This window comes from Novosphingobium sp. HNCC26BN242 (assembly GCF_057180525.1).
The window spans coordinates 44,427-62,997 of record NZ_JBXUGM010000002.1 but is presented as its reverse complement, the minus strand read 5'-3'; the positions used below and the strand labels follow the sequence as shown (position 1 = coordinate 62,997).

Annotated in this window: 17 protein-coding genes and 1 tRNA gene; 8 read left to right on the top strand and 10 right to left on the bottom strand. The window is 63.4% G+C overall.

Annotated features, from left to right (window positions below):
• Positions 1 to 35 precede the first annotated feature (35 nt).
• Entirely contained in the window at positions 36 to 1,319 is a 1,284-nt protein-coding gene (gene murA, locus AC2A1F_RS07945) for a UDP-N-acetylglucosamine 1-carboxyvinyltransferase (RefSeq protein ID WP_484208246.1), read from the bottom strand.
• Between the two features lie 137 nt (positions 1,320 to 1,456).
• On the opposite strand from murA, the gene galU reads away from it, so the two are divergent.
• The 6 genes from galU to AC2A1F_RS07915 all read left to right on the top strand — a co-directional run bounded on the left by galU (position 1,457) and on the right by AC2A1F_RS07915 (position 7,845).
• Positions 1,457 to 2,359: a UTP--glucose-1-phosphate uridylyltransferase GalU gene (gene galU / locus AC2A1F_RS07940; protein ID WP_484208245.1), complete on the top strand. Its 903-nt coding sequence runs from the start codon at positions 1,457 to 1,459 to the stop codon at positions 2,357 to 2,359.
• 158 nt (positions 2,360 to 2,517) lie between these two features.
• Positions 2,518 to 3,639 (top strand): Gfo/Idh/MocA family protein, encoded by a 1,122-nt coding sequence (locus AC2A1F_RS07935; protein WP_484208244.1) that lies wholly within the window; start codon positions 2,518 to 2,520, stop codon positions 3,637 to 3,639.
• Between the two features lie 13 nt (positions 3,640 to 3,652).
• The gene (locus tag AC2A1F_RS07930) at positions 3,653 to 4,708 is read left to right on the top strand and encodes a sugar phosphate isomerase/epimerase family protein (RefSeq protein ID WP_484208243.1); all 1,056 of its coding nucleotides are present in this window, start codon (positions 3,653 to 3,655) and stop codon (positions 4,706 to 4,708) included.
• A 152-nt stretch (positions 4,709 to 4,860) separates the two neighbouring features.
• The gene (locus AC2A1F_RS07925) at positions 4,861 to 5,607 is read left to right on the top strand and encodes an electron transfer flavoprotein subunit beta/FixA family protein (protein ID WP_484208242.1); all 747 of its coding nucleotides are present in this window, start codon (positions 4,861 to 4,863) and stop codon (positions 5,605 to 5,607) included.
• On the top strand, positions 5,607 to 6,539 hold the full coding sequence (locus tag AC2A1F_RS07920) for an electron transfer flavoprotein subunit alpha/FixB family protein (RefSeq protein ID WP_484208241.1): 933 nt from the start codon (positions 5,607 to 5,609) through the stop codon (positions 6,537 to 6,539). Before AC2A1F_RS07925 ends, AC2A1F_RS07920 begins: the two co-directional genes overlap by 1 nt.
• A gap of 61 nt (positions 6,540 to 6,600) precedes the next feature.
• Positions 6,601 to 7,845 carry a TIGR00341 family protein gene (locus tag AC2A1F_RS07915; protein WP_484208240.1) on the top strand — a complete coding sequence of 415 codons (1,245 nt, stop codon included), beginning with the start codon at positions 6,601 to 6,603 and terminating at the stop codon, positions 7,843 to 7,845.
• Positions 7,846 to 7,929: 84 nt separating this feature from the next.
• Here AC2A1F_RS07915 and AC2A1F_RS07910 read toward each other — a convergent pair whose 3' ends face one another.
• From AC2A1F_RS07910 to AC2A1F_RS07880, 7 genes are all read right to left on the bottom strand, one after another.
• Positions 7,930 to 8,922, bottom strand: a complete 993-nt coding sequence (locus AC2A1F_RS07910) for an RDD family protein (RefSeq protein ID WP_484208992.1) — start codon at positions 8,920 to 8,922, stop codon at positions 7,930 to 7,932.
• Between the two features lie 5 nt (positions 8,923 to 8,927).
• Positions 8,928 to 10,010, bottom strand: coding sequence for a stage II sporulation protein M (locus tag AC2A1F_RS07905; protein WP_484208239.1), 1,083 nt, complete (start codon positions 10,008 to 10,010; stop codon positions 8,928 to 8,930).
• Complete coding sequence (locus tag AC2A1F_RS07900; RefSeq protein ID WP_484208991.1) at positions 10,007 to 11,290, bottom strand: DUF58 domain-containing protein; 1,284 nt, start codon at positions 11,288 to 11,290, stop codon at positions 10,007 to 10,009. The genes AC2A1F_RS07905 and AC2A1F_RS07900 overlap by 4 nt, the downstream gene beginning before the upstream one ends.
• A 41-nt stretch (positions 11,291 to 11,331) precedes the next feature.
• A complete protein-coding gene (locus AC2A1F_RS07895) occupies positions 11,332 to 12,288 on the bottom strand; it encodes an AAA family ATPase (protein WP_484208990.1) in 957 nt (318 codons plus the stop codon).
• A 17-nt stretch (positions 12,289 to 12,305) separates the two neighbouring features.
• Positions 12,306 to 13,541, bottom strand: a complete 1,236-nt coding sequence (locus AC2A1F_RS07890; protein ID WP_484208989.1) for a DUF4350 domain-containing protein — start codon at positions 13,539 to 13,541, stop codon at positions 12,306 to 12,308.
• A gap of 41 nt (positions 13,542 to 13,582) precedes the next feature.
• Positions 13,583 to 14,242, bottom strand: a complete 660-nt coding sequence (locus AC2A1F_RS07885) for a DUF4129 domain-containing protein (RefSeq protein ID WP_484208238.1) — start codon at positions 14,240 to 14,242, stop codon at positions 13,583 to 13,585.
• A 100-nt stretch (positions 14,243 to 14,342) separates the two neighbouring features.
• Positions 14,343 to 15,233, bottom strand: a complete 891-nt coding sequence (locus AC2A1F_RS07880) for a prephenate dehydratase (protein ID WP_484208237.1) — start codon at positions 15,231 to 15,233, stop codon at positions 14,343 to 14,345.
• 167 nt (positions 15,234 to 15,400) lie between these two features.
• Between AC2A1F_RS07880 and AC2A1F_RS07875 the strand changes: the two genes are divergently transcribed.
• Positions 15,401 to 16,024, top strand: coding sequence for a c-type cytochrome (locus AC2A1F_RS07875; RefSeq protein WP_484208236.1), 624 nt, complete (start codon positions 15,401 to 15,403; stop codon positions 16,022 to 16,024).
• Between the two features lie 207 nt (positions 16,025 to 16,231).
• On the opposite strand, the gene AC2A1F_RS07870 is transcribed toward AC2A1F_RS07875, so the two are convergent.
• Positions 16,232 to 16,912 (bottom strand): RlmE family RNA methyltransferase, encoded by a 681-nt coding sequence (locus AC2A1F_RS07870; RefSeq protein WP_484208235.1) that lies wholly within the window; start codon positions 16,910 to 16,912, stop codon positions 16,232 to 16,234.
• On the bottom strand, positions 16,909 to 18,234 hold the full coding sequence (locus tag AC2A1F_RS07865) for a Ppx/GppA phosphatase family protein (RefSeq protein WP_484208234.1): 1,326 nt from the start codon (positions 18,232 to 18,234) through the stop codon (positions 16,909 to 16,911). The genes AC2A1F_RS07870 and AC2A1F_RS07865 overlap by 4 nt, the downstream gene beginning before the upstream one ends.
• A 173-nt stretch (positions 18,235 to 18,407) precedes the next feature.
• Between AC2A1F_RS07865 and AC2A1F_RS07860 the strand changes: the two genes are divergently transcribed.
• Positions 18,408 to 18,481: transfer RNA gene (locus tag AC2A1F_RS07860), tRNA-Gln, on the top strand.
• The last annotated feature ends 90 nt before the right edge of the window (positions 18,482 to 18,571 follow it).

Genomic DNA, 18,571 nt, shown 5'->3' with positions numbered 1-18,571 from the left:
CGCAATCTGTGCCGGGCAGCAAACGGAACCGAAAATCAGTCCCCGCCAACCCGCTCGATTTCCGCGCCCATCAAAGACAGCTTTTCCTCAAGCCGCTCATACCCGCGATCAAGGTGATAGAGCCGGTGGACCTGCGTTTCGCCCTCTGCCGCCAAACCTGCGATCACCAAACTCATCGATGCGCGCAGGTCGGTCGCCATCACTTCGGCGCCGGTCAGCTTGTCCACGCCATGTACTACGGCAGTGCGACCCTTGGTTTCGATCCGCGCGCCCATGCGGTTCAGTTCGGGCACGTGCATGTAGCGGTTTTCAAAGATCGTCTCGGTCAGCACCGATGATCCCTTGGCCAGACACAACATCGCCATCAGCTGCGCCTGCATGTCAGTGGCAAAGCCGGGGTAGGGCGCAGTCGAGAGCGTCACCGGTTTCAACGGGCCATCGGCAGCCACATGCAGCCCGCCCTTGACCGGCTCCACATGCACACCCGCATCGCGCAGCGCTTGCACGGTGGCTTCCATGTCCTCGATCTTCGCGCCCTGCAGTGTCACCTCACCCCCGGTGATTGCCGCCGCGCAGGCATAGGAACCGGCCTCGATCCGGTCCGGCATCACCATGTAGGTTGCGCCATGCAGCCGGTCCACACCGTGGATGGTAATGTCAGACGTGCCGATCCCTTCGATCTGTGCACCCATCGCCACCAGCATGTTGCAAAGGTCCACGATTTCCGGTTCCCGCGCCGCGTTGTGCAATGTGGATTTGCCCTTGGCGAGAACGGCGGTCATCAGCGCATTCTCGGTTGCCCCGACAGACACCACCGGGAACGAATAGCGCCCGCCCGGAAGCCCGCCATCAGGCGCAATCGCGCGCACATAGCCCGCGGCCAGTTCAATCGTTGCACCCAGCGCTTCCAGAGCCTTCAGGTGCAGGTCGATCGGGCGGTTGCCGATAGCGCAGCCACCGGGCAGCGAAACGGTTGCCTCTCCGGCCCGCGCCAGCAATGGGCCAAGCACGAGGATTGATGCACGCATCTTGCGCACCAAATCATATGGCGCAACTGTGGACGTCAGCCGCGTGGCCTGAAGCGTCATCACCCGGCCAAAATCTTCAGGACGTGCGCCCGCGATGGATGTGGACACGCCGAACTGGTTCATCAGGTGCTGGAAGCCATCAATATCGGCAAGACGCGGCAAATTGCGCAGCGTCACCGGCTCGTCCGTCAACAACGCACACGGCAGCAGGGTGAGAGCTGAATTCTTGGCGCCGGAAACCGGCACGGTGCCAGAGAGGCGCTTCCCGCCCCGAATAATGATCTTGTCCATCGTTGCCGTTTAACCGCTTTGCAAGAGGGCGCAAGTATGACCATTCGCGTTAACTGCCGTTCATGTGCTTGACTTTGAACCGAAGTGATTGTGCAGTGCATCATGAAGGTGCAACAAACCAAGGACAACCTCACCCGATGAGCTCGACCGAAGTGCGCAAACCGATCCGCAAGGCGGTATTCCCTGTCGCAGGGCTGGGTACCCGGTTTCTCCCGGCGACCAAGGCGATTCCAAAGGAAATGCTGCCAATCATTGATCGCCCGCTGATCCAGTATGCGGTTGATGAAGCGCGCGAGGCGGGCATCGAACAGCTGATCTTCGTAACCGGGCGCGGCAAGACATCCATCGTCGAACACTTCGACACCGCATTTGAACTCGAACATACGATGAGCAGCCGGGGCAAGGATCTGAGCGTGCTTGATGCCACGCGCATACAGCCCGGCAATCTGGTGACGGTGCGCCAACAAGTGCCGCTGGGCCTTGGTCATGCCATCTGGTGCGCCCGCGCGGTGGTGGGGGATGAACCCTTCGCGATCTTTCTGCCCGATGAAATGATGGTCGGCGAACCCGGCGGCAAGGGCGGCTGCATGAAGCAGATGGTCGATGCCTATAATCAGGTCGGCGGCAATCTCATTTCGGTGCTTGAAGTGCCGCGTGATGAGGTTTCAAGCTATGGCGTGATTGCGCCGGGCGCAAAGGTCTCCGATACGCTGACCGAGGTCACCGGGCTGGTAGAAAAGCCCAAGATCGCTGATGCTCCTTCCAACCTGATCATCTCTGGCCGCTACATTCTTCAGCCCGAAGTGATGCGCACGCTGGAAAATCAGGGCAAGGGCGCAGGCGGCGAAATCCAGTTGACCGATGCCATGGCGCGGATGATCGGTTCGCAGCCATTCCATGCGGTAACGTTCGCAGGCCGCCGGTTCGATTGCGGTAGCAAGGCCGGCTTTGTCGAAGCCACGCTTTCGCTGGCGCTGGAACGGCCGGATATGGCCGACGATGTCCGTGCGATCATGAAGCGTCTTCTCGCAGAGGGTTGAACGCACTGCAGGACCTTGCATCATTACGTGGCCAGCAACCCATGCATTCGTAAGCATAGGTTCGAACGCGTTGGTCGGTGCCGAGGACGGTTGACCCGGCCACGAACGCATTTAAAACACTCCCTCTAATGATAGCGATATCACTGCGGGAGAATGTGATGCGGCGTTTGCGGATGGGCATGATCGGCGGAGGGCCGGGAGCATTCATTGGCCCGGTTCATCGCTATGCCGCAGAAATGGACCGCGAGATCGAGCTGGTCGCTGGCGTTTTCTCCAGCGATGCCGCACGCAGCGCGGCAGCGGGCGAAACCTACCGGATCGATCCGGCGCGTGCTTATCCCTCGCTTGATGCCATGTTTGCCGCCGAATCGGCACGGGCAGACGGCATCGATTTCGTCTCGATCGTCACGCCCAATCACAACCATCTACCTTCTGCCCGCGCCGCGTTGGCAGCCGGCCTTCCGGTCATGACCGACAAGCCACTCACCGCCACACTGGCCGAAGCGCATGAACTGGCCGGGCTGGTGGCTGCCGCTGGCAAGCCGTTCGGGGTGACCTACACCTATTCCGGCTACCCCTTGGTGCGCGAGGCACGCGCGCGCATCGCAGCCGGAGAGATCGGCGCTGTCCGCAAGGTCGTGGTCGAATATCCGCAGGGCTGGCTGGCGGGCGAGGCGGTAGGCAAACAGGCCGAATGGCGCGTCGATCCGGGTAAGGCTGGCCTTGGCGGATGCATCGGCGATATCGGCGTTCACGCCTTCCAGCTTGCCGAATTCGTCACTGGCCTACAGGTGACCGAACTGCTGGCTGATCTGGGCGCGGTCGTGCCGGGCCGTCTGCTCGATGATGACTGCTCGATTCTGCTGCGCTTCAAAGATGTCGGCTTTGGGGCAGCGCGCGGCGTATTGCTCGCCAGCCAGATCGAAGTGGGCGAACTCAACGGCCTGCGCATCCGCGCCTATGGCGAAAAGGGCGGCGTGATCTGGAAGCAGGAAGAGCCGAACACGCTGACCATCAACCATTTGGACGGAACTTGCACACTCGTCCGCTCAGGCACCGGCGCGCTCGGCCCCGATGCCGCATCGCGCACCCGCACACCGGGCGGGCACCCTGAAGGCTATCTTGAAGCCTTCGCCAACCTCTATCGGGATTTTGCCGCACAATTGCGCGGTGAATCCGCACCGCTGCTGCCCGGCATTGCCGAAGGCGTGCGCGGCATGACTTTCATCGACACCGCCGTTTCCGCCAGCCGCGACCGCGCAGGCTGGGTCAAGCTCTAGGGAGAAATCCGCAATGAAAACCATCAAAGGCCCAGGCATTTTCCTTGCCCAGTTCGCAGGCGATGCCGCGCCGTTCAACAGCCTTGAGAGCATTGCCGATTGGGTCGCCGGCTTGGGCTACAAAGGCATCCAGATCCCCAGCTGGGATGCGCGCCTGTTCGATCTGGAAAAGGCCGCCACCAGCCAGACCTATTGCGACGAGATCAAGGGCATGCTGGCCGAAAAGGGCTTGGCAGTCACCGAGCTTTCGACGCACCTGCAGGGCCAGTTGGTCGCCGTTCATCCGGCGTTCGATGCCCAGTTCGATGGCTTCGCGCCTGACGCCGTCCATGGCAATCCGCCCGCGCGGCAGGAATGGGCCGTCCAGCAATTGAAGTATGCCGCCAAGGCCAGCGCCAATCTTGGCCTCACCGCCCACGCCTCGTTCTCGGGCGCTTTCGCATGGCCCTATTTCTATCCGTGGCCCGCACGTCCGGCGGGCTTGGTCGAAGACGCCTTTGATGAACTCGCTCGCCGGTGGAAGCCGATTCTCGACGTCTTCGATGAAAACGGTGTTGATGTGGCCTATGAAATCCACCCCGGCGAAGACCTGCACGATGGTGTAACTTTCGAGATGTTCCTTGAGCGCGTTGGCAATCACCCGCGTGCAAACATCCTCTACGATCCCAGCCACTTCGTGCTGCAGCAGCTCGATTATCTGGCCTTCATCGACATCTACCACGAACGCATCAAATGCTTCCACGTGAAGGACGCCGAATTCCGTCCCAACGGCCGCTCGGGCGTCTATGGCGGCTACCAATCCTGGGTGGACCGTCCCGGCCGGTTCCGCAGCCTTGGCGATGGTCAGGTCGATTTTCCCGGCATCTTCAGCAAGATGGCAGCAAATGACTACGCCGGTTGGGCCGTGCTGGAATGGGAATGTGCGCTCAAGCATCCTGAAGTCGGTGCCGCCGAAGGCGCGCCTTTCATCGACCGCCACATCATCAAGGTCACCGAACACGCGTTCGATGATTTTGCGGCAGGCGGCGCGGACCGGGCGCTCAACGCACGGTTGATGGGCATCGGCTGAACCGCAGCCCATTACTGCTACCTGCAAAGTTTCGCTTTGCACCTTTGCAATTTTACCGTGGACAGCTTGCCATAAGCAAGCCATCGCGGCCCTTGATGGTGCCATGGTGCCGCCCAGAAACCACAGTGAACACAATCGCAGGAGCAAGTTCGATGAAAGCCCTGGTCTGCGTGAAGCGCGTGATTGACTATAACGTGAAGCCGCGAGTGAAGGCGGATGGGAGCGGAGTTGATCTTGCGAACGTGAAGATGAGCATGAACCCGTTTGACGAGATTGCGGTTGAGGAAGCGATACGCCTGAAGGAAAAGGGCGTGGTGACCGAGATTGTGGCGGTGTCTGTCGGGCCGCAAAAGGCGCAGGAGACGCTGCGTACGGCGCTGGCGATGGGCGCGGACCGGGCGATTCTGGTGCTGTGCGAGGACGAGGTCGAGCCGCTGGCCGTTGCCAAGATCATCGTCGGGATCGCAGGCGAAGAGCAGCCAGCGCTGATCATCACCGGCAAGCAGGCGATTGATGATGACGCCAACCAAGTCGGCCAGATGGTCGCCGCACTGCTGGGCCGCCCGCAGGGGACCTTCGCCAACGAAGTCAGCGTCGAAGGCGATGCCGTGGTCGTCAAGCGCGAGATCGACGGCGGTTTGCAGACGGTGCGTCTGGCGCTGCCCGCGGTGGTCACCACCGACTTGCGCCTGAACGAGCCGCGCTATGCTTCGCTGCCCAACATCATGAAGGCCAAGTCCAAGCCGATGGCCAACAAGACGCCCGCCGATTACGGCGTCGATGTCGCCCCGCGCCTGAAGACGCTCAAGGTTACCGAACCGCCGGTGCGCAGCGCGGGCATCAAGGTGCCCGATGTCGATACGCTGGTCGCCAAGCTCAAGGAAATGGGAGTAGCCTGATGACCAAGGTTCTCGTTCTGGTCGAACACGACAATGCCACCGTCAAGGACGCCACGCTGGCCGCCATCACCGCTGCCAGCCAGATCGGCGAAGTGACTGCATTGGTCGCAGGCGCAGGTTGCGATGGCGCAGCCCAAGCCGCCGCGCAGATTGCAGGCGTGACCAAAGTGCTCAAGGCTGATGACGCCGCGCTTGAAAACGCGCTGGCAGAAAACGTCGCCCCGCTCGTCGCAGGCCTGATGGTGGACTACGACGCCTTCGTGGCCCCTGCCACCACCACCGGCAAGAACGTCGCCCCGCGCGTGGCCGCGCTGCTCGATGTGATGCAGGTGTCCGACATCCTGTCGGTCGAAGGCCCCAAGACCTTCACCCGCCCGATCTATGCGGGCAACGCCATCGCCACGGTCGAATCCAGCGACGGCAAGCTGGTCATCACCGTACGCGGCACCGCCTTTGCCAAGGCTGCCACCACTGGCGGATCAGCCAGCGTCGAAACCATCGCCGCCACCGCTGACTCGGGCCTCAGCACTTTCGTCAGCGCCGAAATCGCCAAGTCCGAACGCCCCGAACTCACCAGCGCCAAGATCATCGTCTCGGGCGGCCGCGCGCTGAAGGACGCCGAAACCTTCGAAGCCACGATCACGCCGCTGGCCGACAAGCTGAACGCCGGCATCGGCGCATCGCGCGCCGCCGTGGACGCAGGCTACGTGCCCAACGACTATCAGGTCGGCCAGACCGGCAAGATCGTCGCCCCCGAAGTCTACATCGCAGTCGGCATCTCGGGCGCGATCCAGCACCTTGCAGGCATGAAGGACTCCAAGACCATCATCGCCATCAACAAGGACGAAGACGCCCCGATCTTCCAGGTCGCCGACATCGGCCTCGTCGGTGATCTGTTCACGCTGGTCCCGGAACTCACTGGCAAGCTGTGAGTTACACGCCATGATGGAGTGTTTCCCCAGGGAAACACACCAAATGGGTTAAGGGCGACTGATGAGCGCAAGCGCGAAACCCACCGGCGAAGGCAGCGCGAAACCAAGCCACGGTCGCGCTGCTCTTTTGGCGTCCATCGCCCGTGCGGCCCGTTTATCACCGACATATCTGATGCTTGTCGCGCTTGCGACGGCCATTGCCCATGTCGGGCTGCTGATGGATTCACCACCGGTGATCATCGGCGCGATGCTGATTTCGCCCCTGCTCGGCCCGATCATGGGGTTCGGATTTGGCGTGGCGATTTTCGAATTGGCGCTGCTGCGCCGTGCCGCGCTGTCGCTAGGCGCGGGCATGGTGCTGGCGGTTCTCATCGCTATCGTGCTGACATGGATATCGCCGATTCAGGACGTGACGCCCAGCATCCTTGCCCGCGTGCGGCCCAACCTGCTCGATCTTCTGGTGGCCGTTTTTGGCGGGATCGCAGGGGCTTATGCCACAGTGCGCCGGGAGGCGATTAGCCTTGTCGGCGTGGCTATCGCAACAGCACTCGTACCGCCACTGGCCGTCGTCGGCTTTTCCATCGCCACCTTGCGCCTCGACTATGCCTGGGGCGCGCTGCTGCTGTTCATCACCAATGCCACCGCGATTGCCCTGATGGCCACGATCACCGCGCGCATTCGCGGCTTTGGCACGCAGCTTTCACCCCGGCAAAGCTGGGTGCAGACGGTTGGTATTTTCGCAACGCTGGTGGCGCTGGCCATTCCGCTGGGCTTGCGGCTTGCCGCCAACGTGCGCGAGGCGCGGGCGCAATCGGCGATCAGTCGCCAGTTGCAGGAACTGGCAGGCCCAGCTGCGCGGATTGATCGTCTGGAAAGCAACCTTGCGGCCACGCCAGCACAAGTCGATGCCGTGGTGATGGCGCCTACCTATAACGAAGGGCTGCAGGATCGCTTTGCCGACCGGGTTGAAGGGCTGCTGGGACGCGAGGCCAATGTGCGGCTGGTCCAGATCCGCAGCGGCACGCCCGAAGCGGATGATGCCCGCCGCGCGCTGGAAGATGCGGTTGCCACCGAACGCGCGCGCAAGGAGGAAATCACCCGTCTGCGCGCCACTTTGACGCGCATCGTCGAAGGCGATGGCACATCGGTGCTGGTCGATCCTGAACGTCGTTCGGCCCGGGTCTTTTCGGCTGAACCACTGCCGGATTCGACCATTGCCGCGTTGCAGATTGCCTTTCCGGGCTGGACGCTCAGCTGGGGTGAAGCCGAATCCCCGCCGGTTACGGCATCGGAAGCTGCAGAGTGAGACACTGGCGCTGAGTGTTTTTTCGAGTGCCGGTTTCAGATTGACAGGCAACAGATCCAGCGCCTGCGTCACATTCAGCAATCGTCAGGCCTTTTCGCTGTGCCTGTTGGCTTCACTGTGCTTGTCCGCCTTGCGTTTGCCAAAGCGCATGCCCGCTTCCAGCCGCGCGCGAAGCTGCGCATAATACGCTTCCAGAAACGCACGTTCGTCACCCGCTCCGGCACTCCAGCCGATCTTCAGGCAGATGGCCTGGGCGACGTCGCGCAAGGCCTCGGCGCGGTTTTCGCGCAATACGCGCTCCAACACTTGCAGTTCATATTCGCCGTAAACGGCCAAGTCGGCTTCACCGAAGGTATATTGCGCGCCGGTCTGCACCGATTTTCCGCGCGCGGCCTCGCCCACAGAAAGCGCCTGTTCCAGCTTCTTCTTCGGCGCTTCGACCACCCATGTGCCCGCAATCATGTCGCCACAGCGCATCCGGTCGCGGTTGAAGAACGGGAACAGCACGAAGATCGCGAACCAGCCAAGGCCCGCCCATCCGGCCAGTTCGGTATCGCCACCCTCGACACTGGCCGAAATGAAGAAGACCAGCGGCATGAACAGCTCGATATCGCGCACCAGATTGCGCGCAATCACGGCTTCGGTGGTCAATCGTCCACCATTCCCACCGCTGGCGCGCGCGGCCACGCGGATGCCGCAGATGCGCTTTCCGGGCGTTGCCCCGCGCGGGCCCAGTTCGAAAAACAGGAACCAGGCGTTGCGGAACAGGAACATGATCACGATCCAGATGATGATCAGTGCCTGAATCGCACGGTGCGCCGGGCTTTCGCCGTTTTCCACCTCGATGCCGATACCGCTGGCCACCCAGATCAGGAACAGCGTGGAGCCGACCATCGCAGTTGTGATCATCAGCAGATCAAGGAAAAGCGCCGCCGCCCGCGCCCCGCGTGATGCCAGCACGAAGGGGATCGGCACGCCTTCGGGCGAGATCACCATGCGCCGCCGCTTGTCCTCGTCAGCCCGGAACGGGCGGGTATCGCCAGCCGCCTTGCGGCCAAACGGCAGCTTGAGCGCCAGCGCCATCAGCGCGCACCCCGGCGGAACGCGAAGAAATAGCCGCACCACAGCACCAGCATGAACACACCCACGATCAGGCGCGATGGGGTGGAATCGACCATCTGGCGCGCAAACCCTTCAAGCAGCGCTGCGATCACCAGCATCAGCACTACGCCTGTCATCACTTGTGCCGCGCGCCTCCCGGCTGCGGCGGCTGCGTCTATGACCGGCAGATTGCCGGGAAAGGCCATGGACCGGCCCACGTGAATGCCCGCCGCCCCTGCCAACAGGATGGCGAAGAGTTCAGTCGTGCCATGGATCGAAAGCCAGCCGACCAGATCAATCAGCAGCCCTTGGCCGTGATAGAGCCACAGCAGCGCACCCAGCAGCGCCGTGTTGTGGATCAGCAGCAGCATCGTGGGCAGGCCAAAGGCAAAGCCCAGCGCAAAGCACAGGATCGAGACTTGCGCATTGTTGCTGAACAGGCTGGCGGCAAACACGCTCATCCCGTTCTGATCCTGATTGCCAAACAGCGTGCGCAGCAGCACCTCGCGGCTTGCGCCAGGGACGCGCACTTCGCCGGGGCCGCCGGGCACCAGCGCATAATACCAATCGAGATTGGCTTCCACCAGCAGCCAGCCCACCACCGTGCCCGCCACCATCAGGGCCAGCGCAATCCAGATTTCCAGCGCCATGCCGCGCACGCTGGCGCTCCACCCGCCGCCCAGAAAACTGCGAAACCATGACCACAGCGAGGCACGCGGTCCATAGACCAGGAACCACGCGCGTTGAGTCAGTGCTTCGAGATAGGCCACAAGCGCGGCATCAAGCGAGGTTTCGCGCGCGATGGACAGGCTGGAGGCGGCGGTGCGATAAAGCGCGGGCAGGGCGAGCAGATCCTCGTCCGACAGCGCACGGGTGCGGCCTGCTTCCATGCGTTTGAGGATCGCGTCAAGCCGCTTCCAGTCGGCCTCGCGCTCGAGCCGGAACCGGTCAGAGCGCAGCGCGGCCTGTTCGGCGGCGACGACGGATTCGGAAGGCTTGGAAAACCAGCCGCCGATGCGCCCTGCAAGTCCTTTGGCTGCAAGTCCAGTGGTGACCGCGTTCATCCGATCCGCCCTTCGCGTTTGATCGCAAGATAGGCATCGAGCAGGCGGGTGCCGATCTGGTCATGCCGCGCTTCCAGCACGCGCACGCCCAGATGGCGCAGCCGTTGGAGCACCAGCGCGCGCTGGCGGATCAGACCAGAGGCGGTCACCGCTTCCGCCACCGATTGCATATCGGTCACGTCAGCCGTGGTGATCCCGGCGAGTTCGGCATCGGTCATCACCACGAACAGCACGAGGTGCTTGTCGATCAGGCGGCCCACATTCTCCACCATCAGTTCGGCGCTGGTGGGATCGGAAAAATCGGAAAACAGCACGATCAGCGAGCGGCGTTTCAGCCGTGCGGCCAGCGTGGACAGGGCCAGCGTGAAGTTCGGCTCGCCGGGGTGGTAATCGAGCTTGGCAGCGGCGCGCTGCAATCTGGCGAAATCGCGGCTATCGGTGACGAAGGGTGTGGCGACTTCGGGCCGTGCGGCAAAGCCGAACAGGGCGACACGGTCCTGCGCCTTCAGCGCGACATAGGCGGTAGTCAGCGCGGCGGTGACGGCGCGGTCGATGCGCGGCAGGCCCTCGATCGGTTCGCACATCGCCTGCCCGCAATCAAAGGCGAAGACGATCTGGTTGTTGCGCTCAACCTCATACTCTTTGGCATAGAGGCGGGCGTGGCGGGCCGAGCTTTTCCAGTCGATCCGGCGGCGGTCCATGCCGGGTTCGTATTCGGCCAGCGCTTCAAAATCAGTACCTTCGCCACGGATGCGGCGCGCGATCATGCCGAACTGGGCATCGCGGAGGAAGATTTGCAGAGCAGGGCTGCGCACCGGGGCGATGTTCGGCCAAACGCGCACTTCGGCGTCGAGCAGGCGCGTGGCCTGCCGGTGCGCAAGGCCGAGCGGGCCGTTCCAGCGCAGCCACACGCGGCTGACAGCGCCGGTGCCGCGCCGGTTGGGCACGAGTTGCGTTGTGCCGCTCCATGCGCCATCGGCGAAGGTCAGCGGCAGAGCGATGCGTCCACCAGCGGCGATGCGCGGATCGCATTCCAGCGCGGCTTGAGGGCGTGCGCGTGGGGCGGTGCGGGCAAGGTCGGCCATGATGGTCAGCTTTGCTGCCTCGCCCACTTCGGCATCGCCGGGTGCGATCACGCGCAGATCATCAAGCGACCCGGCAAACAGGCCATCGAGCAGGATCAGCACCAGCAGCGCCCCGCCCAGCGCAGGCGCGGCAATCCATGCGCCGGGGGCTGCGGCGGCCAGCACCAGTGCCAGCGGCGCAAGTCCGGCAATCATCAGGACCGCGCGGCCCGTTGGCAGCAAGGCGGGCGGTTTGCTCAACGGGGGGCTTCCGTGCTTTCCACCAGCGCGGCGACTATGGCTTCCACCTGCTTGCCCTCGATTTCCGCCGCCGGGCTGAGCATCAGGCGGTGGCGAAGGACGGCGGTGGCGAGCGCCTTTACGTCATCGGGGATCACGTATTCGCGGCCATCCAGCGCAGCGCGGGCGCGGGCAGCGCCTGCCAGCAACACGGCCGCGCGCGGGCTGGCGCCTACCACCAGATCGCCGCTTTCGCGCGTGGCGCGGATCAGGCGGACGACGTAATCGACCACCGCTTCGGCCATCGTGACTGCACCGACGGCCATTTGTGCGGCCTTCAATTGCGCGGCATCGGCCACTGCCACAACGCCCAGATCGGCAGGCTTTGGTGCGCCGCGTCCTTCGCCATAACGGGTGACGATGCGGGCTTCTTCCTCTGCCGAAGGGTATTCAACCAGCAGCTTGAACAGGAACCGGTCCAACTGCGCTTCAGGCAGGGGATAAACGCCCTGGCTCTCGATCGGGTTCTGCGTGGCCACCACCATGAAGCGGTCCGACAGGGCGTGCGCCTCGCCATCCAGCGTCACGCGGCGCTCCTGCATCGCTTCGAGCAGCGCGGCCTGCGTTTTGGGCGGGGTGCGGTTAATTTCGTCGGCCAGCAGCAGTTCGTGGAAAATCGGGCCGCGCGTAAGGGTGAACTGGCTGGTCTGGAAGTTGAACAGGTTGGAGCCGAGGATATCCCCCGGCATCAGATCGGGGGTGAACTGGATGCGGCCGAAGTCCAGCCCCAGCGTGGCCGCGAAGGTTTGCGCAAGGAACGTCTTGGCGGTTCCCGGCGGTCCTTCAAGCAGGACGTGGCCACCGGCAAAGAGCGCGACGAGCAGGTGGTCGAGCACTGGCTCCTGCCCCACCACAGCCTTGCCGACCTCGGCCCGGATGGCGGCGGACAGCGCGCCAAGGTCGGCCAAAGTCATTCTAGGTGTATCTAGGTTCACTTCAGAAGCCTTTCTATCTGTTGCAGCACCAGCGCGCGGCGGGTCACCTCATGGGGTTTGCGCGCATCGCGCAAATGCTTGGCGGCGCTGGAAAATGGGGGGCCGGGAATGGCGCGGCGTTCCTGCGCGGTGTCGATCATTCGCTCCACCTCATCGGGAGCCAGCCCACGGGGAAATCCAAGGGCAAGCGCGATCCGTTCACGCACGGCATCGGCATAGGGCGCGCTGGCAAGGTGGACGCGACCCGCGCGGCGGATCAGTCCGGCGGCATTGGCCACCAGCGCGGCCTTGCCCATCGCGATTTCTGGCCCGCTTTGCAGCGCCGGGCCAAAGCGGTGGAGCGCGCGCCATGCCACGGCCAGCGCGGCGAGGAACAGGCAGATCGTGGCGGCCAGGAACGGCGGTTCAAACGCCAGCGTCAGCAGGTTGCGGCTGGCCCCGAAGCCGTTGAAAGTCATATCAAAAGCAATCGGCGCGTCACTATAATCTGCTGTGGCCAGCACCAGATCGCGGGCGAGCAGCGCGGTATCGCGGTCAGCCAGTCCCCAATTGTCCAGCAGGTCAGGTTCGAACACCAGCACGACCGGGTAGGCGTCTTCATCATCCCCGCCATACTCTTCGTCGATCCCGGCAAGTTCGTTGAGCGCCGGGTAATAGCCGTCATTGTCCAGCCACGCGGCCAGCACTTTGCCGTTTCCGGCGTTGACAATCGGCACCAATCCCTTGCCAGATCCGCTTTCGACCAACTTGTCATCGGGTAGCTTCCCGCGCCGTTCACCCACACGCCAGCCGCCTGCGGGAGGCTTCTTGTCGTTGCTGAGTTCGACCGTGACGTCATCGGCAAAGCCCCGCCATTCGGGCGTTGCGGTAGAAACGATCTGCACCCACCCCCGCTTGGCCTTGGACGAATTGGTGTCCATCGCCAGCCATTTGGGCGCAACAATCAGCGTTGGCCCGACATAGCGCCGCGCTTCGACGATTTTGGCGATTTCCTTGCCCTCGGCCTCGGCGGGCGGGGTCAGGATCAGCAGGCCCGGCGCGCTCTCCAACGCCTTCCGGTTGCGCAACCGCTGCACCTCCAGCCCATCGGCTTCGAGCATCTTGGCAAGGCCCGCAAAGCCGGTCAGCCCTTTGCCGCCGACATGCGCGCCGCCATTGTTGCCGCTGCCGCCGGTGTTGTTGCCCAAAAACCAGAGCAGCGCGGCAAACGACAGCGCGCCGACCAGCAACATGCCGATCACCGTTCCGCGGGAAAAGGGTGAGGCCGCAGTGCTCAAGCAGCAGCTCCCAACGGTTCCAGCGCAAAGCGGGCATAAGCCGCACGCGCGGTGGACCAGTCCTCTGCCCCCAGCGGGCGCAGCGCATAGCGGGCGCGTTCAACAAGGGCTGTGATCGTGCCGAAGGCGGTGCGCGCGTCAGCGGGTAGGCCGGTGATCGCGCCAATCTCGCGCGCGGTGCTGGCAGGGGTGAGCCAATCGGGCCGGGCGCGGGCAATCTGTCCCACGCTGCGCCGCAACAGCAGGTGCGCGGCCTCTCCATAAAGGCCCTGCGCGGCCAGCCTGTCAGCATCTTCGAGCAGCGCCAGCGCTTCTTCGCGCGGTGGTGTCCATTCGGGCGCGGCCACTTTGGCGCGGCCCTTGCGCGCCAACCACAGCGGCCAGAGGAAAGCCCATACGATCCATAGAGCGCCCAGCCCAGCGCCGACGATCAGCAGCTTTTCGACCATGCTCCAGCTGCCACCCAGCAGATTTCCCAGGGGTTTGAGCAGCCAGTCCAGCCATTCGCCAAGGCTTTTCAGCCATTCGGGCGTGACGGGCGGCGGATCAGGGGGCACGGGGGCGAATTGAATGTCCGACGAATCGCGGACAGAGCGCCATGCCGCTTGCGCTGCTGCGTTATTCTCTGCCGAATTTGCCGCCGCCGGTGCCGTCACCCCTGCAACCTTGCACGCGCGGGGATGCGGTTCAAGCGCAACTCACTCCGCCCCCTATGCCCGAAAGTGGCCAGTCTCGAATACGTCAGCCCCGAATACGTCAGCCGCGGATACGTTCCATCGGGTAGGTGCCCAGCATGCGCAGGTCCTTGGCGAAGAAGCCCAGTTCCTCAAACGCCAGATCGACCGCGCGATCGCCGGGCGCACCGACGATATCGGCGAAGAATGCAGTCGCGGCAAAGCTGGCCCCGCGCTGGTAGCTTTCCAGCTTGGTCATGTTCACGCCATTGGTGGCAAAGCCGCCCAGCGCCTTATACAAGGCGGCGGGGATATTGCGCACTTCGAACACGAAAGTGGTCATTGCAGGGCCGGTGATAGTGGCGGGATCAAGCGGCGATTTGGACAGGATCACAAAGCGCGTGGTGTTGTCGTGCGCGTCCTCGACATTGTCCTCGATGACTTTGAGGCCATAGAGGTCTGCGGCGATGCGTGGGGCCAGCGCCGCTACGGCCGGATCGCCAAGTTCAGCCACGAAGGCCGCTGCGCCGGCGGTATCGGCATAGCTCATTGGCACGATGCCCCGTTCGCGCAAATAGAAGCGCGATTGGCCCAGCGCTTGCGGGTGGCTGTAGGCAGCGGTGAAGGGGCCGGTGCCCAACGCCATCAGCGCGGCGTGAATTTCAAGGAAATGTTCGCCCACGATGGACAACCCGCTTTCGGGCAGGAGGAAGTGGATATCGGCCACGCGCCCGTGTTGCGAATTTTCGATCGGGATGATCGCGCATCCGGCGCGGCCTTCTTTTACCGCATCGAGCGCATCTTCGAACGAAAAGCACGGCAGGGGCAGGCCATCGGGCAGGGCTTCCATCGCGGCGCGGTGCGAGTTGGCCCCCGGTGCGCCCTGAAACGCAACTGCGCGCGCCGGATCGGCTGCGGCGGCAGCGGCCATCTTTTCAACAAGGGCAAGCGCGGGGGCGGGATAGCTCTGCATAACGCCTGCGCGTTAGGCTGCTGCGTTCTTGCGGGCAAGTGACAACACATTTTTGTGGGCTTTTTGGGAGTCAAACCGGCTTGCGCTGCAGCATGGCGCTGACTAGAGGGTCCCTCAACTCGCGCGGGTGCTGGCAAGGTGCTGGCGTGCGCCATTGGGGTTCTTAAATGGACGATCGTTTCAATACCATCGCCGGCTGGGGCTTGTTCGGAGGCATCGTGGCTCTGGGGCTTTCCAGCCTTTCGGGCCACTATTTCCTGGCTGACAAAGAGCACCGCCCTGAAACGATGGGCTATGCGATTGAAGGCGTGGTGGAAGAGGCCGCTGCCGGAGCTGTGGCTGAACTGCCGCTGCCGAATCTGCTGGCCGCAGGTGACGTGGGCAAGGGTGAAGCGGTGTTTGCCAAGTGCAAGGCCTGCCATACCCCGAACGAAGGCGGTGCCAATGGCATTGGCCCGAACCTCTATGGCGTTCTGGGCAAGCCTATCGCCAAGCACGCCGGGTTTGCCTATTCGGCTGACCTTGCGGGCAAGGGCGGAAACTGGGACTTTGCCACGATGGATGCGTGGCTGAAGAACCCCAAGGCTTTTGCCGCCGGCACCAAGATGTCGTTCGCTGGCCTTGCCAAGGGCGAAGACCGCGCCAACGTGATTCTCTATCTCAACTCGCTGGGTTCAAACCTGCCCCTGCCAGCGGCTGAAGCGGCCCCTGCTGCTGATGCTCCGGCTGATGCAGCTGCCAGCGAAGCGGCCCCTGATGCCGCGGCAAGCGAAGCGGCACCCGCCGCCTGATTTGCCGAACGCAAATGTGAAAAAGGGCGCGCGGAGATTGCTCCGGGCGCTCTTTTTCGTGGGAATTGAGGCATTAGTTTTGCCCGAGAGCTTGGGAAGCCCACCCCGCTGTGACTAACTTCGCCTTTGGCTCAGTAAGTCTCGCTCCCCTCCCGCAAGCGGGAGGGGTTGGGGGTGGGTTTGAGGTTGGGTGCTTCAGATCAAACTTCACTCAGGCGCAGCTTCGGCCCGCCCTTTGAAGCCTTGCGCGATCACATACCATTCGGACGAATCCTTGCGGCTGGAGGGCGGCTTGGCGTGCTTCACCGTGGTGAAGTTCTTTTTCAGGATGCTGAGCAGTTCGGCATCGGTGCCGCCTGCAAAGACTTTGGCCACGAAGGCGCCGCCGGGGCTGAGCGTCTGCACGGCGAAGTCCACCGCGGTTTCCACCAGCCCCATCGTGCGCAGATGGTCGGTCTGTTTGTGGCCCACGGTGTTGGCGGCCATATCGGACAGGACAAGGTCTGGCGGCCCGTCCAACGCATCGCACAGGGCCTGCGGGGCCTCGTCGGCCATGAAGTCCATCTGGAAAATGGTCACGCCCTCAATCGGCTCTGTCGGCAGCAAATCGATGCCGACGATCTTGGCAGCAGAGGCCTTCTTGCGCACCACCTGGCTCCACCCGCCAGGCGCTATGCCCAGATCGACCACACGCTTGGCATTGCGCAGCAGGGTGAACTTTTCATCCAGATCGATCAGTTTAAACGCGGCGCGACTGCGCCAGCCTTCGGCGCGGGCCTGTTTGACATAAGGGTCGTTCAACTGGCGCGAAAGCCAGCGGACCGATGAGGCAGAGCGTCCCTTGGCGGTCTTCAATCGCTCATGAGGGTTCTTGTCGGATCTGCTCATGCTGCTTCCGTTCCCTTGGGGCCGCGTGGGCTTTTTGGCGAATCCGGGCTGATCGCCATCAGGCTGCGCAGGATGCCTTCGCGGATGCCGCGGTCGGCAATGCCCAGCCGGTCGGCTGGCCAGATATCGAGGATCGATTCGAGAATTGCGCAGCCTGCCACAACCAGATCGGAGCGTTCGCGCCCGATACAGGGCAGGGCGACGCGTTCGGCAGGCGTCATCACCGCCAGTCGCTGGCTGATATCGCGCATCGAGGTTGCGGGCACGACCAGCCCGTCGACCGCGCGCCGGTCATACTGGGGGAGTTCCAGGTGCACGCTAGCCAGCGTGGTGACCGTGCCACTGGTGCCGAGCAGACGGATGCGGCCATCGCCGCGCGCGGCACTGCGCATCGGGCTGACGCGTTCGCAGAAATCGGCAAAGCCTTCATCCACGCGGCGGCGCATTTCGGCATAGGCGGCGGCGCGGGCCTGCGGATCATCGGCAATCGGCCCGATGCTTTCGGTGAGGGAGACAACGCCCCACGGCACCGATTGCCAATCGAGGATGCGCGGCACGGTTTCGCCGGTTTCCACCAGCACCATTTCGGTCGATCCGCCGCCGATATCGAAAATCATGGCGGGGCCGGTGCCCTGTTCTAGCAGGATGTGGCAACCCAGCACCGCCAGCCGCGCCTCTTCCTGCGCGGTGATGATGTTCAGGTGGATGCCGGTTTCGGCCAGCACGCGATCAATGAAGGCCTGCCCGTTGGTGGCGCGGCGGCAAGCTTCGGTTGCCACCGAACGGGCGAGGTGGACATTGCGCTTGCGCAGCTTTTCGGCGCAGACATGCAGTGCCGCCAGCGCGCGGTCCATTGCGGCATCCGATAGCCGCCCGGTCTGCGCCAGACCTTCGCCCAGCCGCACCACGCGGCTGAAGGCATCGATCACCACGAAGTGTTCGCCCGATGGCCGTGCGATCAGCAGGCGGCAGTTGTTGGTGCCAAGATCAATGGCGGCATAAGACTGCCGGTAGTGCGGCGCTGACCTTTGCCAGCCCGTGGGCGCTGCTGTGAATGCAGGTGCTGATGGCCTGTCGGTTGCTGGTGAAGTTGCGGGCCCAGTTGCGGGCGCAGTTACGGGTTGGGGGAGAGGTGCTGCGCTCCCTGCAATTTCACCATTCGTCCCGCTACCGCGCAATGCGGGCGGTCTCGTCTTGCCGACCGGTTCGGGAGGAATTGCGCTCCCGGCACTGCTGCGTGGCTTGCGAGGCTTTTTCCTTTGCCCCTTCTTGCTGCCAAAACGCGCAACCTGCCCGCTGGTCGGCGGAATGATTCCCGCCATGACATGTATTCGCTTATGTTTTCCCGTGCCGCTTCATGCCGCCGGGTACTTGGGCACAGTGCTAGCGCTGCAACGGCTTGCCCGCAAGGCCCCGACCACCGGCCCCTCGTCCAAAAATGCCTATCCGCGCGCTTGACTTGCACCCGGCGCCCCCTTAGGTGCCCGCCACACACTGCCCCGTCGTCTAATGGTAAGACTACGGATTCTGATTCCGTCTATCGAGGTTCGAATCCTCGCGGGGCATCCATCCTTCCTGAAAACACGCTGTTTAGGTCACCGCCGTTTTCGGTGGTGCTTGGGCGCGTGCGTGGCCTTTACTTCATGCAAAAAGGGCATG

What these genes read in the sequence shown, in the direction of transcription:
- AC2A1F_RS07870 (WP_484208235.1), bottom strand. Translation starts at nt 16,912, where the DNA reads ATGAGCAGATCCGACAAGAACCCTCATGAGCGATTGAAGACCGCCAAG.
- AC2A1F_RS07865 (WP_484208234.1), bottom strand. Translation starts at nt 18,234, where the DNA reads ATGGCGGGAATCATTCCGCCGACCAGCGGGCAGGTTGCGCGTTTTGGC.
- AC2A1F_RS07925 (WP_484208242.1), top strand. Translation starts at nt 4,861, where the DNA reads ATGAAAGCCCTGGTCTGCGTGAAGCGCGTGATTGACTATAACGTGAAG.
- AC2A1F_RS07900 (WP_484208991.1), bottom strand. Translation starts at nt 11,290, where the DNA reads ATGATTGCCGGACTTGCGCCGCTGGCACTGGTGCTGGCCGCCGCAGCC.
- AC2A1F_RS07935 (WP_484208244.1), top strand. Translation starts at nt 2,518, where the DNA reads ATGCGGCGTTTGCGGATGGGCATGATCGGCGGAGGGCCGGGAGCATTC.
- galU (WP_484208245.1), top strand. Translation starts at nt 1,457, where the DNA reads ATGAGCTCGACCGAAGTGCGCAAACCGATCCGCAAGGCGGTATTCCCT.
- AC2A1F_RS07920 (WP_484208241.1), top strand. Translation starts at nt 5,607, where the DNA reads ATGACCAAGGTTCTCGTTCTGGTCGAACACGACAATGCCACCGTCAAG.
- AC2A1F_RS07895 (WP_484208990.1), bottom strand. Translation starts at nt 12,288, where the DNA reads ATGACTTTGGCCGACCTTGGCGCGCTGTCCGCCGCCATCCGGGCCGAG.
- AC2A1F_RS07905 (WP_484208239.1), bottom strand. Translation starts at nt 10,010, where the DNA reads ATGAACGCGGTCACCACTGGACTTGCAGCCAAAGGACTTGCAGGGCGC.
- AC2A1F_RS07890 (WP_484208989.1), bottom strand. Translation starts at nt 13,541, where the DNA reads ATGTTGCTGGTCGGCGCGCTGTCGTTTGCCGCGCTGCTCTGGTTTTTG.
- AC2A1F_RS07930 (WP_484208243.1), top strand. Translation starts at nt 3,653, where the DNA reads ATGAAAACCATCAAAGGCCCAGGCATTTTCCTTGCCCAGTTCGCAGGC.
- AC2A1F_RS07880 (WP_484208237.1), bottom strand. Translation starts at nt 15,233, where the DNA reads ATGCAGAGCTATCCCGCCCCCGCGCTTGCCCTTGTTGAAAAGATGGCC.
- murA (WP_484208246.1), bottom strand. Translation starts at nt 1,319, where the DNA reads ATGGACAAGATCATTATTCGGGGCGGGAAGCGCCTCTCTGGCACCGTG.
- AC2A1F_RS07875 (WP_484208236.1), top strand. Translation starts at nt 15,401, where the DNA reads ATGGACGATCGTTTCAATACCATCGCCGGCTGGGGCTTGTTCGGAGGC.
- AC2A1F_RS07915 (WP_484208240.1), top strand. Translation starts at nt 6,601, where the DNA reads ATGAGCGCAAGCGCGAAACCCACCGGCGAAGGCAGCGCGAAACCAAGC.